An 18,474-nucleotide genomic window follows, 5' to 3' on the forward strand; every position below is an offset into this window, starting at 1 on the left:
GCCCCTGAACCACAGGTGTTTCAGCATTAAATTACTCAGGTCATTGACCTGATGCCGTTACTCACGACATGGATGATGTACTGTAACTTCGAGCTCACGTCTGCAATTAGCGACGCAGACCCAGATCAGCAATCAAATCACGGTAACGATTGATGTCAGTCTTTTTCAGGTAATCGAGCATCTTGCGACGGCTGCTTACCATTTTCAACAGACCTTGACGTGAGTGATGATCATGAATGTTTGATTTGAAATGATCAGACAGGTTGGTGATGCGCGCTGTCAGCAACGCGACCTGAATTTCAGCTGAACCTGTATCGCCCTCGCCGCGAGCGTATTTGCTGATGATTTCTTTCTTTTGTTCTGCAGTAATAGACATTAAAAACTCCAACTTTTGTGTGGCGGTGCCACGAGTCAAATTCTGAAATAACCCAGTGCTTTTTCACCGGATTACCCAACGATTTAAAGCGCTGCAAATTTTACCGGCTTTGGCCTTCAGTCACAAGGTTTTCTTGTGTGCTGCTTTCAGCGAACAGTCGTATCGAGGTTAAAACACCTCCATCACTGATCTGACCCAAACCAAAAAACTGCTGCTGTTCATCAAACAATCGAACAGTTGCGCACGGTGATACGGTTCCCAGCGAAACCGGTTGTCCAAACCGCAATTGTGTGACCTGTGCTTGGTTAAGCCGACATTCAGGCCAGTCAGGTAAAGCTGCTTCGGCAGGAACCAGCCGTGCCATCAGTGCGGATTTTGATTGTTCTGCCAATTGCTGCAAGGCAGATAATGACAGACTGTCTGCCAGTGAAAATCCTGCGGCCTGAGTTCGTCTCAACATCGTCACATGACCAACCGTGCCCAAGGCTACAGCGATGTCCTCAACCAGGGTTCTGATATAGGTGCCCTTGCTGCAACTGACCAGCAACTCAAAACTATCGGCTTGCTGTTCCAGCAACTCAATGCTGTAAATGTTGACAGCGCGCGGTTTGCGTTCGACCTCAACACCTTTTCGTGCAAGTTTGTAGAGTGGTTGGCCCTGATGCTTGAGCGCCGAAAACATCGGTGGCACCTGCCACTGTTCACCCAGGAATGACTCCAGCACCTGTTTCAATTGCTGCGCAGTAAACTCAGGGATGGCTTTTTGCTCTAGCGTTTGCCCTTCAGAATCGCCGGTATCCGTTAAAATGCCCAACTGGCATCGGACATGATAGCTTTTGTCTGCGTCGAGCAAATATCCGGAAAGCTTGGTTGCTTCACCAAGGCAAATTGGCAACACGCCGGTGGCTAGCGGATCGAGATTACCGGTATGGCCGGCTTTATTGGCATTAAACAGACGCCTGACTTGCTGCAAGACATGATTGGAACTGTATCCGGTGGGTTTATCAACGATGACCAGACCACTGATATCACACCCCGTTCGACGACGTCGGGCCATCAGTCCTGCTTATTGTCTGCGTTAGCCTTGGCAATCAACGCGTCCATATAAAATCCGCGTTCAAGCGATTTGTCGTACAAAAACCTCAGTTCAGGAATATTACGCAGATTCACCCGTTTTCCGAGTGCACGTCGCAAAAATCCAGCGGCGTTTTGCAAGCCTTCAAGGCAAGTTTCGATGTCCTGTTCGGAATCAAAACCATTGAGACGTGTGACATAAACCTTGCAGTACTTCAGATCCGCAGTCACGTCGGCATGTGACACGGTGACCATGCCAACCCGCGGATCTGAGATTTCCTGCTGGATAAGCAGTGCCAGCTCACGCATGACAACTTCACTTATCCGGCTGGTTCGACTGTATTCTTTAGCCATTAGAGCGTCGGTTTCATTAATACACGTTCAAAGACTTCGATCTGGTCACCCGGTTTGACGTCTTTATAGTTACGAACACCGATACCACATTCGGTTCCGGCACTGACTTCATTGACGTCGTCCTTAAAGCGACGCAGTGACTCCAGCTCACCCTCAAATATCACCACGTTATCACGCAGGACACGAATCGGGTTGTTGCGTTTGACCATGCCTTCCAGCACCAGACAGCCTGCGATATCACCAAATTTCGGTGAACGGAATACATCATCAACCCTCGCAAGACCAATGATTTCGTCTTTGTAAACAGGCTCTAGCATTCCGGTCATGGCTTTGGTAACCACATCCAGCAAGTCGTAAATAATGCTGAAGTACTGTACGTCGAGACCTTTTTCAGCAATTACTTTACGCGCCGTGTTATCTGCACGCACATTGAAGCCAATCAGGATGGCATCTGAAGCCGCGGCCAGCTGAGCATCTGTTTCGTTAATACCACCCACACCAGAAGCAATGACACGCACTTGAACCAGGTCGGTTGATAATTTTTGCAGACCTTGGCTAACCGCTTCTGCCGAGCCATGAACGTCAGCTTTAATGACCACGTTAAGTGTTTTGACATCACCCGCTTCCATCTTGTTGAACATATCATCAAGTTTGGCAGCCTGTTGCTGAGCCATTTTCATTTCACGGGCGCGTGTCTGACGGAAGTATGAAATTTCACGTGCTGTGCGTTCGTCTGGTGCTACTTGCAGCTCGTCACCGGCTGCTGGTGTGCTGGAGAGACCCAGTAATTCAACCGGTGTGGATGGGCCGGCTTGCTCAAGCTGCTGACCGTTTTCGTCAAACAGGGCACGAACACGTCCGTACTCTTGACCAACCACGACAATGTCACCTTTCTTAAGTGTGCCTTTTTGAACCAGCACTGTGACAACCGTACCACGCCCCTTATCCAGTCGAGCTTCAATCACGGTGCCATTAGCAGGTCCTTCAACCGGGGCCGTCAGTTCCATGATTTCTGCCTGGAGCGAAATGGCATCCAATAAATCGTCGATACCCTGTCCGGTCAGTGCCGAAACAGGTACAAACTGAACGTCACCACCCCAGTCTTCTGGGATGACTTCATGATTCACCAGTTCTTGCTTGACACGATCCGGATTGGCATCCGGCTTGTCCATTTTATTCACAGCCACGATCAATATGGATTCAGCCGCTTTGGCATGTTGAATCGCTTCAATGGTTTGTGGCATAACACCATCGTCTGCAGCAACTACCAGCACCACAATATCGGTGACTTTGGCACCACGGGAACGCATTTCTGTAAATGCCGCGTGACCGGGTGTATCAAGAAAGGCAATTTCACCACGACTGGTTTCAACCTTGTAGGCACCAATGTGCTGGGTAATGCCGCCGGCTTCACCTGTGGTCACTTTGGTACGACGAATATAGTCAAGCAGTGAGGTTTTACCGTGGTCAACGTGACCCATGACCGTGACCACCGGCGCACGCGACTTCAATTCACCGAGATCTTCATCACTGACCGTCAACGCCAGTTCAACTTCGTTGTCCTGAGTTGGTTTCGCAACGTGGCCCATTTCTTCCACCACGATGACGGCGGTGTCTTGGTCTAATACCTGATTGATAGTTGCCATGGTACCAAGACCCATCAGTGCCTTGATCACTTCAGCTGCTTTGACTGACATTCTCTGTGCCAGATCTGAAACGCTGATTGTTTCAGGTACGCTGACTTCACGAACTACCGGCGCTGTAGGCATGGAAAAGCCATGCTCCCCAGCCGTATCACGTACCGCGCCGCGTGGCTGGCTGACACCTTTTTTCTTCTTGCGGCGACCGGTTTTACCTTCGCTTACATGCAGTTCTTTTCGTTCGAACTCATCATCACGCTGGAATTTTCCACGTTTTGCCGGCTTATCTTTGGCGTGAACTCGCGCATCGCCTTCTTTCTGACGTTCAGCTTTTTGTTCTTTAGCCTGAACTTCAGCAGCGGCTTGTTTTGCTTCTTCACGCGCTTTTTCGAGCGCTTCCTCTTCTTCGCGAGCTTTACGGCGAGCTTCGAGTGCTTTTTCAGCATCAATCCGAGCCAAATTGGCTGCTCGACGCTTGGCGTCGGCTTCTTCAAGCTTCTTATGCGCCAACTGCGAGGCAGTCAATGCTGGTTCCTGATTTTGAGACTTTTGAGTTTTAGCAGGTGGCTCCTCAGCTGCGGCTTTAGCTTCCTCCGCCAGGGCTCTTTGCTCTTCTTCCGCAGCAAGTCGTGCTTCTTCTGCCGCTTGTTTTTCAGCTTCTATCGCGGCGGCAACGGCTGCTGCTTCACGATCAGCGGCTTCCTGCTCCATCAAGCGCTCACGCTGCTGTTGCGCTTCCAGTTCCTGCTGCTGCAGTTTTGCAGCTTCTGCTGCCGCATCTTCTGCTTCTTTTTGCTTGAGGAGTTCTGCTGCAGCTGCTGCCTCTTCGGTTTCGCTACGCTTGATATAAGTACGTTTTTTTCTCACCTCGACACTGACGCTTTTACCCGCCCGCGTCGGACCAGCAAGTTTAATTTCACTGACAGATTTACGCTTGAGCGTGATTTTTTTAGGTGTGACGGAGGCTCCGTCAGCACTTTTGCCATGTCGCTGTTGCAAAAACTGTAACAGGGTTTGCTTTTGTTCTTCGGTAATCAAATCATCAGGCTGCGAAACCTTGATTCCCGCCTCGTTGAGCTGATCAACCAGACGCTCTGCTGTTATACCGACTGTGCCAGCCAGGTCTTTGACCTTCATGTCACTCATTGGTTACTCCCCTGCTTTTCTTTATTCGTTCGCAAACCAGGATTCTCTGGCTTTCATGATGAGTGCTGCAGCCTGTGCTTCATCAACAGATGCGATTTCAACCAATTCATCAACAGACTGTTCAGCCAGATCATCCAGTGTCGCGACCCCCTTGCTGGCCAGAATCAATGCCAGCTCGGTTGTCATACCTTCCATATCAAGAAGGTCCTGTTGAGGTTCGGCCGACTCTAATTGCTCTTCACTGGCGATAGCACGTGTCAGCAGTACATCGCGAGCACGTGATCTCAGCTCTGCAACAATATCTTCATCAAACTCTTCGATATCCAGCATTTCCTGTTCTGGAACGTAGGCAACTTCTTCGAGTGAAGAAAAACCTTCCTGAGCCAGAATGAGAGCAACGTCTTCATCAACGTCCAGATCAGCCATGAATGTCTGAATCAGTGCACTGATTTCAGTTTCTGCCTTTTTGTCTGCATCAGAGGCAGACATCACGTTTAATTCCCAGCCGGTCAACTGACTGGCCAGACGTACGTTTTGTCCATTTCGGCCAATCGCCTGTGACAGCTGTCCGTCTTCAACGGCAATATCCATGCTGTGTGCATCTTCATCAACGACGATAGACTGGACTTCAGCTGGCGCCATGGCATTGATAGCAAAACGGGCAGGATCTTTATCCCATAAAATAATGTCGACACGCTCACCAGCCAGTTCATTGGTCACTGCCTGAACACGGGAGCCCCGCATGCCAACGCAGGCACCGACAGGATCGATACGTGATTCATGAGCCAGAACCGCAATCTTAGCGCGCAAACCTGGATCTCTAGCCGCACCTTTAACTTCAATCAAGCCATCGGCAATTTCTGGTACTTCCAGTTTGAACAATTCAATCAGTAATTCTGGTGCTACACGACTGACGATAAGCTGTGGACCGCGACCTTCAGGACGAATCTCTTTCAAATAACCGCGGATACGGTCACCGGAGCGAAAGTTCTCACGGGGAATCATTTCTTCGCGTGGCAGGAAAGCCTCAGCATTAGCACCCAAATCCAGTGTTACATTGCCACGCTCAACGCGCTTGACCGTGCCGTGGATCATTTGACCCAGCTTTTCACGGTACAGATCAACGACTTGAGCACGCTCTGCTTCACGTACTTTCTGGACAATCACCTGCTTGGCAGTTTGAGCTGCAATACGGCCGAACTCAACTGATTCCATGGGTTCACGAATGTAACCACCGACTTCAGCAGCGGCGTCTTTTTTCAGTGCATCGGTCAGTTTGATTTCGATTTCTGGTGACTCCAGGGCTTCTTCAGAGTCTTCCACGATAAGCCACTGACGGAAGGTTTCGTAGTTTCCTGTGATTCGGTCGATCGCAACATGGGCGTCGATTTCCATTTCATAGCGTTTACGGGTAGCCATTGCAAGAGCAGCTTCTACTGCCTGGAAAATAACTTCCTTAGCCACGCCTTTTTCGTTAGACATGGCATCTACAACCAGTAATATTTCTTTATTGTTCATCACGCCCCCAGAGGATCATCACATCATGTGTGTCCAATCCAAGTTTTTACATTAACCGCAAATAATACGCTTTTTTCAGGCAACAAGTCTTGCTTTGGCTAACCTGCCAAGTGGTAGTGCGTAGACTTCTCCATCAACCTCAATCAATATTTCACCGTCACTGAAGCCTTGAAGAATCCCTCTGAAATTCCTCCGTCCCTGTACCGGTAACTTCATGGTAATCCTGGCTTCTGCACCAACAAATCGTTCGAAATCCCGTGCCTTGAACAAAGGACGGTCAAAACCGGGAGATGAAATTTCCAGCGCATAGGCTTGTTTGATTGGGTCTTCAACATCAAGAACACCACTGACCTGGTGACTGACTCGTTCGCAGTCTTCGATGCTGATACCTTGTGATGAGTCGATGTACACCCGCAATACCGGCGATTGACCACCCTGGATATACTCGACGCCCACCAGCTCGTAACCGAGTGATTCGATCGGCGCCTCAATGAGTTGTTCGATTTGATCCGTGACTGCCATAAGCATCGCCAATACGTAAAAAAAAAAGGGCCATCGGCCCAATTTAAATCTCTAGAAAGACAAAAACCCCATTGAGGGGTCTCTGATCATTTAATTGGTAGCGGGGGCTGGATTTGAACCAACGACCTTCGGGTTATGAGCCCGACGAGCTACCAGGCTGCTCCACCCCGCACCTGATTAGACTGCGCATTATACATAGCAGCTATTGGCTTAGCAAGCCTGATTCTTAATTCTCTTTGAGTTTTCGGGTCAGCGTATTTCTGCCCCAACCGAGCAGCTTGGCAGCTTCTTGTCGTTTGCCTGCGGTTTTCTCAAGTGCCACTTCCATTAACAGCTGTTCAACCATGGGCACCACATCTGCCAATACGCCTTCCTGACCACTCAACGCCCGGGCAGATGCCCATTGTCTGAACAGGTGTTTCCAGTCGCTATTACCACGCCCGGTGTTTTCTGATGTGTCCACGGTCAACTCAACCGGCAGGTCGTCCATTTCAACCACTTGGCCGGGTGACATCACGGTCAACCAGCGACAGGTATTTTCCAATTGACGCACGTTACCAGGCCATGACAGTTGTGAAAGGTAGTTTTCTACTTCTGTTGAGACACTCTTCGGTGCCATATCCAATTCACGTGCCGCCTTGGTCAGAAAGTATGAGACCAGTGCCGGAATATCTTCGCGGCGTTCGCGAAGGGCTGGAATATGAATTCGAATGACATTAAGGCGGTGGAATAAATCTTCACGAAATTCTCCCCGCTCAACGCGTTGTTCCAGATTTTGATGGGTGGCGGCGATAATCCTGACATCCGCCCTGACGGCAGTATGCCCACCGACCCGAAAAAACTCGCCATCCGACAACACCCGCAACAAACGGGTTTGCAACTCAAGTGGCATATCCCCTATCTCGTCGAGAAACAGCGTGCCACTATCGGCTTGTTCAAAACGTCCTTTGCGCTGCACATGAGCACCAGTAAAAGCCCCTTTTTCATGGCCAAACAATTCTGACTCCATCAATTCTTTTGGAATTGCCGCCATGTTGAGTGCAATAAATGGCGCTTGCCGTCTTGGGCTGTGTTTGTGCAGTGCATGCGCGACCAGCTCCTTGCCGGTACCGGATTCGCCGTTGATGAGTACCGTGATGTTGGATCGCGCCAACCGGCCAATCGCGCGAAACACTTCCTGCATAGCCGGGGCTTCACCGATAATGTCATTTGAAACACTGATTTGTTCGGCAGGATTTTGGTGCTGTGACTGATGGTGCGCAATAGCACGCTGAACCAGTTCTACCGCCTCATCCACGTCAAAAGGCTTGGGCAGGTATTCAAATGCACCACCTTCGTAGACTGAAACGGCACTATCCAGATCTGAATAGGCAGTCATAATAATGACCGGTAAGTCTGGATGTTGCTGCTTAATGTCCGAAAGCAACTCAAGTCCATTAATCCCTGGCATCCGAATATCACTGATCAGCACATCAGGTCGCTGATTGTCAGCCTTATTGATCTCATCGGATACCGTATCAGCCGTTTCAAAGGCACGCACGCTGATATCTACAGCTTCCAATGCTTTTTGTAATACCCACCTAATCGAACGGTCATCATCAACTATCCATGCTATTGCTTTAGCGGCCACGAGCTAACTCCAAAGGAAAAATCACTGAAAATATGGTTTCACCGGGGTGACTACTGCAGGCGACAGTCCCCCCATTTCGCTGTACAAGATTTTGCACCAGATACAGCCCAAGTCCGGTGCCATCGGCACGCCCTGTCACCAGAGGATAAAAAAGACTGTCCTGTAACTTTTTGGGAATACCGGGTCCGTTGTCCTGAACTTCAACCAACACACCAAGGCGATGAAAACTCTTGTCGATGGTAATGTTGCGCTGTATGCGAGTACGCAGAATGATGACACCGGCCCCATGCATCGCCTGCACAGCATTACGAACGATGTTGAGAAATATCTGAATCAGTTGATCAAAATCTGCAAACAAGTCAGGAATGCTGGGATCGTAATCCACTTTGAAGCGCAGCCGCTCATCTACTTCGATATCAACCAACTGCCGAACACGCTGCAACACCTCATGAATATTGACTGATTGTTTCTCAGATTGTTGATAAGGACCCAGCATTCTATTCATCAGGTTTTGCAGACGATCAGCTTCACTGATGATGATTCGGGTGTATTCCTTGAGATCGTCAGAGTCGAGCTGACGCTCGAGTAGCTGTGCAGCGCCTCGAAGACCACCCAAAGGATTTTTGATTTCATGTGCCAGGCCGCGCACGACTTGTTGTTGTGTGTGCAGATTTTCATCACGATTAATGCGTAACTGATAGTCCAGCTGTGAGAGCTCAATCAACAGAAATGATTCATCAATATCCATAGGCTTGATGGCACAGTCCACCATGATTTCACCGTTGGCAGGCAGAAAAAGCTGCACCTCACGCTCGATCAGTGGCTGGCCGGTTTTAATCACCCGATCAATGCTGGCAAGCAACCTCACTTCACCAGGAATCAGCGTTTGAAAAGGCAAGAATTCCGCCTGCCGTTGACTCATTTCGAACATCACTTCGGTCGCAGTATTGATGTAACAGACACGTAACGAGGTATCCAGCACCAGTACCGCGGTGGTGAGATTTTCCAACACATCGCATGAGGCAATTGTTTTATTGAATTTCATTCAACTGAGTTCCAGAACATGCCCCGTTGGAAGCAAAAATCACTCCACAAACTTGCATATCACAAGCGTATATCACTAAGCGATTGATTTGCTGTGCAATCACAACCAATCAGGATGAAAAGACTTTGGCTAAGATAACAGATTTTGAGGATATGACCGTTATTGTTGCACCGTATTGGTGCGGACAAAAACTCAACAAGTTAAGGCGCGGCTGGCTGGGCATTGAATCCAGGCACAGTTGGAAAACCGGTAATGCCTTGTGGCGCGAACTGTTGTTGGTTTTGTTGTTGCTGTTGCACTGTTGCTCGATGCAGGTGAAAAACAATCGTCTCACTGCTGGCTATCACATCACCCTGTTCATCAATCACTGTAGCCATCAGCTCATGGCTGCCACGATCAAGGTGCTGTAATACAAAATTGTTGGTAGGGACTGGCGCGCCGACCAGTCTGCCGTTGAGTGTCAACTGCACCATGTGTCCTAGCTGTTGCTGTAATTCTGGTTGAATCAGCACATTCACCTCGACATTGCCATCGTTAATCCATACGCTCTCATCATCAACCGGGTTAACGATGCTCAGAATATAGTCAGGTGAAAGATCCGTGATTAATTGATCATCGAATTGGTCAGACGTTTCGTCTGTCGCATCAAACAAATCGCGTGGAACTGGAACAGGAGAATAGCCCGGAATGACTTCGACGATAACACGCTCAGCACCTGGCAACTGCTGATCACTGAATAAAACCGCGCCCGTCTCATCGACGGATCGATAAATGGCTGTCTCGGCATAAACGCACGAGCACATTAAAAAAATCAATGAGATGGCTGATTTCATAGCGCCAAGCATAGGCCACTGTTGATTGATGCGCAACAAACCACGTCACAAAAAAAACGCCCCCAGTTGGGGGCGTTTTTGTGACTGATCATGTCGGTCGAATTAGACGCTGAAGTACAGATCAAATTCTGCTGGATGTGTTTCCATACGCAGACGAGTAACTTCTTCCATTTTCAATGCGATGTAGCCATCGATCATGTCATCAGTAAACACACCACCTTCAGTCAGGAAGGCACGATCATTGTCGAGCGCTTCCAGCGCTTGATCCAGTGCATGACAGACCTTAGGAATGTTTGCAGCTTCTTCAGCAGGCAAATCATAAAGGTCCTTGTCCATCGCATCGCCAGGGTGGATCTTGTTTTTAATGCCGTCCAGACCCGCCATCATCATGGCTGAAAACGCCAGGTATGGGTTGGCTGATGGGTCAGGGAAACGAACTTCGATACGACGGCCTTTTGGATTGCTAACAAAAGGAATACGAATCGAAGCACTACGGTTACGTGCTGAGTAAGCCAGCATAACAGGCGCTTCAAAACCTGGCACCAAACGCTTGTAGCTGTTGGTGGATGAGTTAGTGAATGCGTTCAGTGCACGCGCGTGTTTGATGATGCCACCGATGTAGTACAGCGCAGTTTCAGACAGACCGCCGTATTTGTTACCAGTGAACAGGTTCTCACCACCTTTGGCCAGTGATTGATGCACGTGCATGCCACTGCCGTTGTCACCTACTAATGGTTTAGGCATGAAAGTCGCTGTTTTGCCGTATGCGTGAGCAACGTTATGAACAACGTATTTCAGAATCTGCACTTCGTCGGCTTTCTTGACCAGTGTGTTGAATTTTGTACCGATTTCACATTGACCCGCAGTTGCAACTTCGTGATGGTGAACTTCGGTTACCAGACCCATTTCTTCCATGGTCAAACACATGGCTGAACGAATGTCCTGCAATGAATCGACTGGTGGTACTGGGAAGTAGCCACCTTTGATGCTTGGACGGTGACCTTTGTTACCGTCTGGGAATACTTTTTCAGTGTTCCAAGAAGACTCATCTGAATCGATTTTGTAGAAAGAACCTGAAATATCACTACCCCAGCGCACATCATCCAGAATGAAAAATTCTGGTTCTGGGCCAAAGAAAGCAGTATCAGCCAGACCTGTTGATTGCAGGTAAGCTTCGGCACGTTTGGCAACACTGCGTGGGTCACGCTCGTAACCTTGCATGGTGGCAGGCTCAACGATGTCACAACGAACGATCAGCGTGTTGTCATCCATAAATGGATCCATAACAGCAGTGCTGGCATCCGGCATCAAAATCATGTCTGATTCATTGATACCTTTCCAACCAGCAACTGATGAACCGTCGAACATGACACCTTCAGAGAAAGTATCTTCGTCAATGCCATGGGCAGGATAAGAAACATGCTGCTCTTTACCGCGGGTATCGGTGAAACGGAAGTCAACGAACTTGACGTCCTGGTCTTTGATCATCTGAAGCACATTTTCGACTGACATTTAAATTCTCCACATTGATAACTGCACTTGTGTGCAAAAAACACTCGCCGTTTACACAGCACAAAGCTTGCCAACTTCTGATGAGCGTCAAATCAACCATTTAGGTGCAAGCAAAACACTCCAAAGCACCATAAAGGTGCGACCCATGATGATAACGCACAATAATGGTGCTATGCACCAACCCGGACCACGATATAAATCAAATCTTCCTTGTCTTCGATACTCACCAGACTGTGACCGTGGATTCTGGCCCAGGCTGGAATATCGTTTTTGGTACCGGGATCGGTGCAAACTACGCAGAGTGTATCGCCAACTGCTAATTCCTTCACTTTATTTTGTGTACGAATCACAGGTAACGGGCACAACAATCTCTGGCAATCGAGTTGGTAATCGCTCATACGTACCATTCCTCTGGTATTGCCTCGCTTGCGAGCGGACTCACTACGAGATTTTGTGTGCCGTTGTCAGGCAAAGTCAGTTCGATTTCAACCTGCTCAGCCGTTCGGCCCTGACCAAACCGCGCAACCACTGCTGCTGCCGTTTCGACATCATCATGATGTTTTAACTGACCATCGATTAATGCCATCGGACCGTTATGGCTGGTTGAGTACAAACTTGGATATTGTTTACGATACCCTTCGAGAAATTTGCTCTCTCCGGCATCCCGAGCAACGATGACCTTGAAATGAGGCGCTGGTCGAAGGTGTCTACCGACCTTGAGCAACATAATGTCATCCAGCTCATAATCACGACTATGACGTGCTTGCCACAGATCAACCAGCTTGCTGGAATACTTTTCATCAGTCAGAAAACAACAGCCACCGGCAGGCGTGGCGAAATCGTTCAATCCGTAATGACGGGCCAGAGCGATTTGCGGTTTGCGATTTCGGCCATGAAAGTCATGAAGCTTGGCTCGATCCACCCAGCCTTCGCGTTCAGGCAGGGTTTCAGGTAAATTTTTGGCGCACAGCGGCCGCAGCAAAATATCATCAGCCCCTGACTCACGCGCGATAATCGGCATTGTGCGTTTGAGTTGTGATTTTGGTCTTTGGCCTATTACCTCACCGGTAATGATGAAATCAAAACCGTCTTGATGATTGGATTTAACCCATTCAACCGCTTTACCCACCATGAATATCTTGCAGTCGAGGCAAGGATTCATATTGGCACCGTATCCATGTTTAGGGTTGAGTAATACGTCCTTATACTCCTCAATCACGTCGACAATATGCAGTTTAATGCCCAACTGCTCGGCCACCCACAAGGCGTTATTGCGTTTTTCCTTGTCTTTGTGGTGATTACGAATTGCGTGCGTATGTCCCTCGACACAAAAGCCAGTAAAAAAATTAATGCCCTCGACTTCGATGCCTTGTTCCTGAATCACCCGCACCGCGAGCATTGAATCCAGTCCACCAGAGATCAGTGCGATTGCCTTGTGTTGCCGGGTCATCCTAAGCTGTACCACCTACTGTAATGGCGTCAACCTTCAGCGTTGGCTGCCCAACACCGACCGGTACGCTCTGTCCTTCCTTGCCGCAATTACCAACACCACTGTCCAGCGCCAGATCATTGCCGACCATGCTGATGCGGTTCATCACTTCCGGGCCGTTGCCAATCAAAGTAGCTCCCTTGACAGGTCGGGTTATCTTGCCATTTTCAATCAAGTAGGCCTCACTGCTGGAAAAGACAAATTTTCCGGAAGTGATATCAACCTGGCCGCCACCAAAATTAACCGCGTAAATGCCTTTATCAACCGAGGCGATGATCTCCTGAGGATCAGACTCTCCCGGTAACATGTAAGTATTGGTCATACGTGGCATCGGCAAATGAGCGTATGATTCGCGTCGACCATTGCCTGTGCTGCGCATACCCATCAGACTGGCATTTTGCTTGTCTTGCATGTAAGCGGCCAGACGGCCGTTTTCAATCAACACCGTACGCTGAGTAGTCACACCTTCATCGTCAACATTCAACGAGCCACGACGATGCATCAAGGTGCCATCATCAACAACCGTACATAGCGAAGAGGCAACTTGCTGGCCCATTTTGCCAGAGAAAGTTGAAGTGCCACGGCGATTGAAGTCGCCTTCAAGACCATGACCAACAGCTTCATGAAGCAGTACACCTGGCCATCCAGAACCCAGCACCACCGGCATCGTCCCTGCAGGTGCCTCAACAGCATCAAGATTCACCAGTGCCTGTCTGACGGCTTCACGTGCATAACTCTCAGCAGTGTTCTGCTCGACAAAAAAACCATAATCAAGGCGACGACCGCCTCCGGCACTGCCACGTTCACGTCTGCCTTGATGTTCAACAATGACACTGACATTCATTCGGATCAGTGGTCGTATATCCGCTGCATAGGTCCCGTCAGAGGCTGCCACCAGCATGGTGTCGACCCCGCCTGCCAAAGTGACGGTCACCTGTTTAACACGCGGATCAGTTGCTCGCGCAGTGGCATCAGCCTGTTTGAGTAAATCCAGTTTTTCGGCTGTGCTGAGAGAGCTTAAGGGATCATTCTCGCTGTAATAGCTGGTGATTGGCTGTTGACGCTTCCAGGCCTGGCACTGAAGATTTTGCCCTTGTCTGGAAATCGCTCTGGCGGCTTTTGCAGCATCATTCAGCGCAGCTGCCAGCAAGTCGTCAGAGTAGGCAAAGCCGGTTTTCTCACCACTGCAGGCTCGAACGCCTACGCCTTGATCAAGGTGATAACCACCATCCTTGATGATACCGTCTTCAAGCACCCAGCTTTCCTGCCTTGATTGCTGAAAATACAGATCAGCGTAATCCACGCCTTTGCTGAGTGTCAGGGATAAGGCATTGTGCAAATCCTGTTCTGACAGGCCTGTTGGAGCAAACAGCTGTAACTCCGCCTGTTCGAGGATAGATGTTGTCATAAAGTGATGGCTAGTGAACTTGGAAAACGCTGATCATACCAGAACAAGTGAGCCGTCGGATGGCTCAGCACTTTGTTCAAGGTGTTGCGCTTGCCGGTTGAGACTCTTTTTGTGATGCGGATCGGGATATTTTCAGTTCCGGATCATCCCATGGGCCAGTCAGGTCGTAGCTGTAGCTGATCACATCAACGATGTCTCTATCGAATAATCTTCCTGCAATCCTGTCAACCAGAAAAATCGCTGTACCCGCTGCTAACCCCACCGGACCGCCAGCAACCGCTCCCGCCAATGGCAAGGTGGATGAAACGCTGGGAGTGACCCTTACTTTTTGCTTGTAAGTTCGTTCTATCAAATTCACTGAGCCGGTCACCGCGATGTTCGCACTATCGCCGCGCATGACCAGATTGTCTGTGACCGCTATCCCTTCGGCAAAAGTGAAGTTGCCGTTAATGCCCGAGAAGCCCATCCCTTTACCAAAAAAGTCACTGAAATCAAGCAATAACCTGCGTGGCAAAGCAGCAAAGCTCAATAAGCCGAAAATTCTGCCCGCCGCCCCGGGCTCGATATCAAGCAGTCGCCCGCTACCGACATCAATCATCAGTGAACCTTCCATGGTACGTTGAGAAAAATCAAGCGGATCACCCGGCCAGCTCAGCGCTACTTGCAGCTCAGCCTGATTAGCCTCAATCGCTTGCTGATAACCAAAACTGGCCAGTAAACCGCGCAAATCATTTGACTGTGTCTCAAAACTCAAGCGGGTCACATCGCCTGCCGTCAATTGCTGCCAAATACCCTCTGCATTGAACTGATAGACCTCGGAACTCAGGCTGAATTTTTCCAGTTGCCATTGATGCGCCTCTCGCTGCGCCAGCAAATTCATCTCACCCAGTCGCATGTCGTTGATTTGAAAATCAAGTACCTGAACATTCATTGATGGCCATAAGGGGCGTGGTGTTGGCAGGATCAAGGATTCTGTTTCTTGCGACAGCTGCTGTTCATCAGCTTCTGGCCAGCGTAATACCAGTCGGTCAAAGTCCATCCTCACCGCAGCACCTGCCGCCAAGGCATCAGGAATCACAACTTCACCACGCGCCTTCTCGGATCCAACACTGAGCCTCCACTCATCTGTCGATCGGCGAAGCTGGAGATTCACTTGCTCAAACTGCTGCTGTTGCAGTGCCAGTCTGTCTACTTGCAAGTCAATCAGATCAGGGTAGTACGGTGTTTGTGGTGTCTCGACACGAGAAAATAACTGAGACCAGTCCAACCATTGCTGAACATCAAGCATGGCCAGCTGTCCTCTGATCACAAAATCATTCATCGGTTCAGCGGCCTGGCCACCGCCTAATTCCACTCGTCCAAACAGCGTCTTGTCTTCGATGCGCCAATTGGCGTCTATCAATTTATCAAGATTGATATTCAGAATCGGGCCGCGACTGGTTTGCCGTGTGGAAAACCGTAGCGGCCGTGCCTCGTCAGCAGCTTTGCCAAAGGGTTCTGGCATGTCGATTTGCAAACCTTTGAGATCTGAAGAAATCTCAAGATCAACATTGAAGTCACCCATCGACAATTCTCGGATAGCCAAATCAACCGTGTAATCAAACAAACCATTAAAAATACCTGGTGGAATTGCCTCAAACTCGGCAATCATCGCCTGCGAGTTCAAACGGCCTTTGGCTGTTACCTGTGTGTGACCGTCCCTCGGTTGAATATCAACGACTGCAGGGGCACCAAAAATCACAGCTTTCATGGCCTCGCCAGAAACGCCATCGTTATCAAAACTCAAAACACCTTCAATCTGTTGCAGCCCCACCCCTGGCTTATCAACCAGATTCAGCGATGTGCCGGTCAGATCAAGTCGCCCTTTCACCAAGGTTTCATAGGGGTCAGCCAACGGTACATCCAGAACCAATGACAACTGGCTATGACCTTCTGCTGAAAATGCATCAGCCACTGGCCCAAAACGGGACTTGAGAGGGCTTTCATTAAGAAAATTCAATGCCTTGTCGATATCACCCTGAACATCACCAGTGACATTCAATTGAGCGCTGCCTGCAATCGCATTTTCGATCAGCACTTTGACATCGATAAAATCAAGCCCCGCGATGGTGCCTGACTGACTGGAAACACGAATCTGGTTGCCATCTCCGTTCACCTGACCAGATACTGACTTTAAATCTGGCCAACCATCGGCGTAGTGCAAAGTGGCATTTTCTACCTCAAGATCGATAAGGAAGGCACCCGTGTCACGGTCATCAAAGGGAAATTCCGCCAGATTACCTTTGATAACAACACTGCCCTCAGTGACGATGCCGTCAATAAAGGCCGGAGCAGCCCATTCAAAAAAGTCTTCGTCGAGAATGCGTTCGGGAACGTAGTTGAGCCAGCGATTGGCAGTAACATCCTGCAAATTCACTGTCATGTCGCTGGACAGCAATTCCTGTTGTTGGTGCAAAGTGCCCACCACCTGTAGATTCAGATCATCGTTCCAGAGATGCAGACGATCCACTGCCAGCAGCCAGCCATCATCATTGACTTGCCAGTCGATTGCTCCGCTCAGCGAGTCAAGATAGACAGCGTCCGGTAGCAGATCTTGTGGGTAAAGCGTCAATGCTTTACTGTTGAGTTTGAGCGACAGCTTTTCATCTTGCCAATCAATGTCGGCACTGAGGCCGGTCACGCCCGGCCAATCCTGCCAAGGCAAAAAGGCGACCTCATCCAGAGACATTGCAATGGTCTCAAGCCCGTGCTCCGGGTGAAATCGAACTTTCAGTCGGTGAATGTCGCCAGCCGGTCGCTGTTGCTGCAACCACTCGGGCATATCCTCCAGCAACACAGCAATTGCGCTCAGATCACTCAAACGTAAAAACTGGCTGTCCGCGTCGAACCAGCCGTCCGGATCTTTACTGAAACTAAATGAAGTATCTGGCCAGCTCTCACCAGCCATTACCAGACGCACATTGTCACCAGACACAGACCATTGACGCTCATCAAGCTGCCACTGAAGCTGGCCGGAGAGTCGTTCGACACGAACCGGATCAGTATCCTCGTCTGGTTGCTGATTGGTGACAACCGTCTGATTCAGTGAAAACTCGGCGTTGCCTGGTACTTACGCTCGTTTTTTTCGGCATCAAAACGAAAGGCGCTCAAATAGCCGGCTTGATCCAAATACAGTGTTGGGTGATCGAACAGAAAGCGGAATGGATCCAGTTGCAGGTATTCGCCCATCAAACTGAACTGCCAATTATCCGGCTGATGCTTGTCATCAAGCTCCAGCAACGCTTGAAGTTCGAGTTCACTGCCCATCTGAGCCGGTGGTGCCAGCCTGGCAGTTACTCGCCAGGCATTGTCAGCTTGTTGCAGTTGTGCACGTTGAATTCGATAATCGCCATCAAGTGACGGCGTCAATTGATCCCGAAAACTCACCTGGATACGCTCCAGCTCAAGTGAGTTGAGCAGTCTCAGCAAAGCGCTGGCATCAAAGCTTTCACCGGAGGCCGGTTGATGTGGACTCGCAATGAAAAACTCACCTTCCGTATTTCGGCCAAGATTAAGATTCAGGCCGGATATTTTGATGGAATCCATCATCGGTTCCCGAGCCCGCAAGCTTGCGATCAGATCGATCCCCACCTGCAACTGCTCTACTTCCAGCCAATTGGGTGCATTTTCAGCTTCGGCAACTTGCAAGTCTGTCAGATGCAGCTTCGGAAACAGATTCAGCCAATAGAGACCCGCTTCACCAATCTCAATCGGGTAACCCAACTTGTCACCTGCCCATCGCGCGATCTCATCCTTGCGTTCAGTCACTGCCTTGGATAGCCAAACCGCTGACAGCAATGCCAATAAACACAATATGGTGGCAATTGCCACCCAGTAGAACGTGTGGCGACCGGCAACATGCAAGGTTCGCTTGAGAATACTCATGGG

The 18,474-nt window shown here is 49.6% G+C and carries 15 protein-coding genes and 1 tRNA gene; all 16 read right to left on the reverse strand.

Features of this window, described 5'->3' with window-relative positions:
- Nucleotides 1-106: 106 nt before the first annotated feature.
- A complete protein-coding gene (gene rpsO, locus MPL1_RS06670; RefSeq protein WP_009726362.1) occupies nucleotides 107-376 on the reverse strand; it encodes a 30S ribosomal protein S15 in 270 nt (89 codons plus the stop codon).
- 100 nt (nucleotides 377-476) lie between these two features.
- Nucleotides 477-1,433 carry a tRNA pseudouridine(55) synthase TruB gene (gene truB, locus MPL1_RS06675; protein WP_009726363.1) on the reverse strand — a complete coding sequence of 319 codons (957 nt, stop codon included), beginning with the start codon at nucleotides 1,431-1,433 and terminating at the stop codon, nucleotides 477-479.
- On the reverse strand, nucleotides 1,433-1,804 hold the full coding sequence (gene rbfA, locus MPL1_RS06680; RefSeq protein ID WP_009726364.1) for a 30S ribosome-binding factor RbfA: 372 nt from the start codon (nucleotides 1,802-1,804) through the stop codon (nucleotides 1,433-1,435). Before rbfA ends, truB begins: the two co-directional genes overlap by 1 nt.
- The gene (gene infB / locus MPL1_RS06685) at nucleotides 1,804-4,590 is read right to left on the reverse strand and encodes a translation initiation factor IF-2 (protein ID WP_009726365.1); all 2,787 of its coding nucleotides are present in this window, start codon (nucleotides 4,588-4,590) and stop codon (nucleotides 1,804-1,806) included. The genes rbfA and infB overlap by 1 nt, the downstream gene beginning before the upstream one ends.
- Nucleotides 4,591-4,611: 21 nt before the next feature.
- Nucleotides 4,612-6,108: a transcription termination factor NusA gene (gene nusA, locus MPL1_RS06690; protein WP_009726366.1), complete on the reverse strand. Its 1,497-nt coding sequence runs from the start codon at nucleotides 6,106-6,108 to the stop codon at nucleotides 4,612-4,614.
- Between the two features lie 75 nt (nucleotides 6,109-6,183).
- Nucleotides 6,184-6,630, reverse strand: a complete 447-nt coding sequence (rimP, locus tag MPL1_RS06695; RefSeq protein ID WP_040576959.1) for a ribosome maturation factor RimP — start codon at nucleotides 6,628-6,630, stop codon at nucleotides 6,184-6,186.
- Nucleotides 6,631-6,725: 95 nt separating this feature from the next.
- Nucleotides 6,726-6,802: transfer RNA gene (locus MPL1_RS06700), tRNA-Met, on the reverse strand.
- Nucleotides 6,803-6,856: 54 nt separating this feature from the next.
- Nucleotides 6,857-8,260 carry a nitrogen regulation protein NR(I) gene (ntrC, locus tag MPL1_RS06705; protein WP_009726368.1) on the reverse strand — a complete coding sequence of 468 codons (1,404 nt, stop codon included), beginning with the start codon at nucleotides 8,258-8,260 and terminating at the stop codon, nucleotides 6,857-6,859.
- Nucleotides 8,250-9,305, reverse strand: a complete 1,056-nt coding sequence (glnL, locus tag MPL1_RS06710; protein ID WP_009726369.1) for a nitrogen regulation protein NR(II) — start codon at nucleotides 9,303-9,305, stop codon at nucleotides 8,250-8,252. Before glnL ends, ntrC begins: the two co-directional genes overlap by 11 nt.
- Nucleotides 9,306-9,505: 200 nt before the next feature.
- Nucleotides 9,506-10,138 (reverse strand): DUF4124 domain-containing protein, encoded by a 633-nt coding sequence (locus tag MPL1_RS06715; protein ID WP_161604010.1) that lies wholly within the window; start codon nucleotides 10,136-10,138, stop codon nucleotides 9,506-9,508.
- Between the two features lie 102 nt (nucleotides 10,139-10,240).
- The gene (gene glnA, locus MPL1_RS06720) at nucleotides 10,241-11,650 is read right to left on the reverse strand and encodes a glutamate--ammonia ligase (protein WP_009726371.1); all 1,410 of its coding nucleotides are present in this window, start codon (nucleotides 11,648-11,650) and stop codon (nucleotides 10,241-10,243) included.
- Nucleotides 11,651-11,820: 170 nt separating this feature from the next.
- Nucleotides 11,821-12,048, reverse strand: a complete 228-nt coding sequence (locus tag MPL1_RS06725) for a sulfurtransferase TusA family protein (protein ID WP_009726372.1) — start codon at nucleotides 12,046-12,048, stop codon at nucleotides 11,821-11,823.
- On the reverse strand, nucleotides 12,045-13,100 hold the full coding sequence (locus tag MPL1_RS06730; protein WP_009726373.1) for a tRNA (5-methylaminomethyl-2-thiouridylate)-methyltransferase: 1,056 nt from the start codon (nucleotides 13,098-13,100) through the stop codon (nucleotides 12,045-12,047). The genes MPL1_RS06725 and MPL1_RS06730 overlap by 4 nt, the downstream gene beginning before the upstream one ends.
- 1 nt (nucleotide 13,101) lies before the next feature.
- Nucleotides 13,102-14,547 (reverse strand): metalloprotease TldD, encoded by a 1,446-nt coding sequence (tldD, locus tag MPL1_RS06735; RefSeq protein ID WP_009726374.1) that lies wholly within the window; start codon nucleotides 14,545-14,547, stop codon nucleotides 13,102-13,104.
- Nucleotides 14,548-14,623: 76 nt separating this feature from the next.
- On the reverse strand, nucleotides 14,624-17,632 hold the full coding sequence (locus MPL1_RS06740; protein WP_083859215.1) for a YhdP family protein: 3,009 nt from the start codon (nucleotides 17,630-17,632) through the stop codon (nucleotides 14,624-14,626).
- On the reverse strand, nucleotides 17,629-18,471 hold the full coding sequence (locus MPL1_RS06745) for a YhdP family protein (protein ID WP_040576955.1): 843 nt from the start codon (nucleotides 18,469-18,471) through the stop codon (nucleotides 17,629-17,631). The genes MPL1_RS06740 and MPL1_RS06745 overlap by 4 nt, the downstream gene beginning before the upstream one ends.
- Between the last annotated feature and the right edge of the window lie 3 nt (nucleotides 18,472-18,474).

It is taken from the genome of Methylophaga lonarensis MPL, assembly GCF_000349205.1.
GTDB lineage: Bacteria > Pseudomonadota > Gammaproteobacteria > Nitrosococcales > Methylophagaceae > Methylophaga > Methylophaga lonarensis.

Coding starts and splice junctions, on each gene's coding strand:
- infB (WP_009726365.1), bottom strand. CDS start 4,590: ATGAGTGACATGAAGGTCAAAGACCTGGCTGGCACAGTCGGTATAACA.
- rpsO (WP_009726362.1), bottom strand. CDS start 376: ATGTCTATTACTGCAGAACAAAAGAAAGAAATCATCAGCAAATACGCT.
- rbfA (WP_009726364.1), bottom strand. CDS start 1,804: ATGGCTAAAGAATACAGTCGAACCAGCCGGATAAGTGAAGTTGTCATG.
- truB (WP_009726363.1), bottom strand. CDS start 1,433: ATGGCCCGACGTCGTCGAACGGGGTGTGATATCAGTGGTCTGGTCATC.
- MPL1_RS06730 (WP_009726373.1), bottom strand. CDS start 13,100: ATGACCCGGCAACACAAGGCAATCGCACTGATCTCTGGTGGACTGGAT.
- rimP (WP_040576959.1), bottom strand. CDS start 6,630: ATGGCAGTCACGGATCAAATCGAACAACTCATTGAGGCGCCGATCGAA.
- MPL1_RS06745 (WP_040576955.1), bottom strand. CDS start 18,471: ATGAGTATTCTCAAGCGAACCTTGCATGTTGCCGGTCGCCACACGTTC.
- glnA (WP_009726371.1), bottom strand. CDS start 11,650: ATGTCAGTCGAAAATGTGCTTCAGATGATCAAAGACCAGGACGTCAAG.
- tldD (WP_009726374.1), bottom strand. CDS start 14,547: ATGACAACATCTATCCTCGAACAGGCGGAGTTACAGCTGTTTGCTCCA.
- MPL1_RS06725 (WP_009726372.1), bottom strand. CDS start 12,048: ATGAGCGATTACCAACTCGATTGCCAGAGATTGTTGTGCCCGTTACCT.
- nusA (WP_009726366.1), bottom strand. CDS start 6,108: ATGAACAATAAAGAAATATTACTGGTTGTAGATGCCATGTCTAACGAA.
- glnL (WP_009726369.1), bottom strand. CDS start 9,305: ATGAAATTCAATAAAACAATTGCCTCATGCGATGTGTTGGAAAATCTC.
- MPL1_RS06715 (WP_161604010.1), bottom strand. CDS start 10,138: ATGAAATCAGCCATCTCATTGATTTTTTTAATGTGCTCGTGCGTTTAT.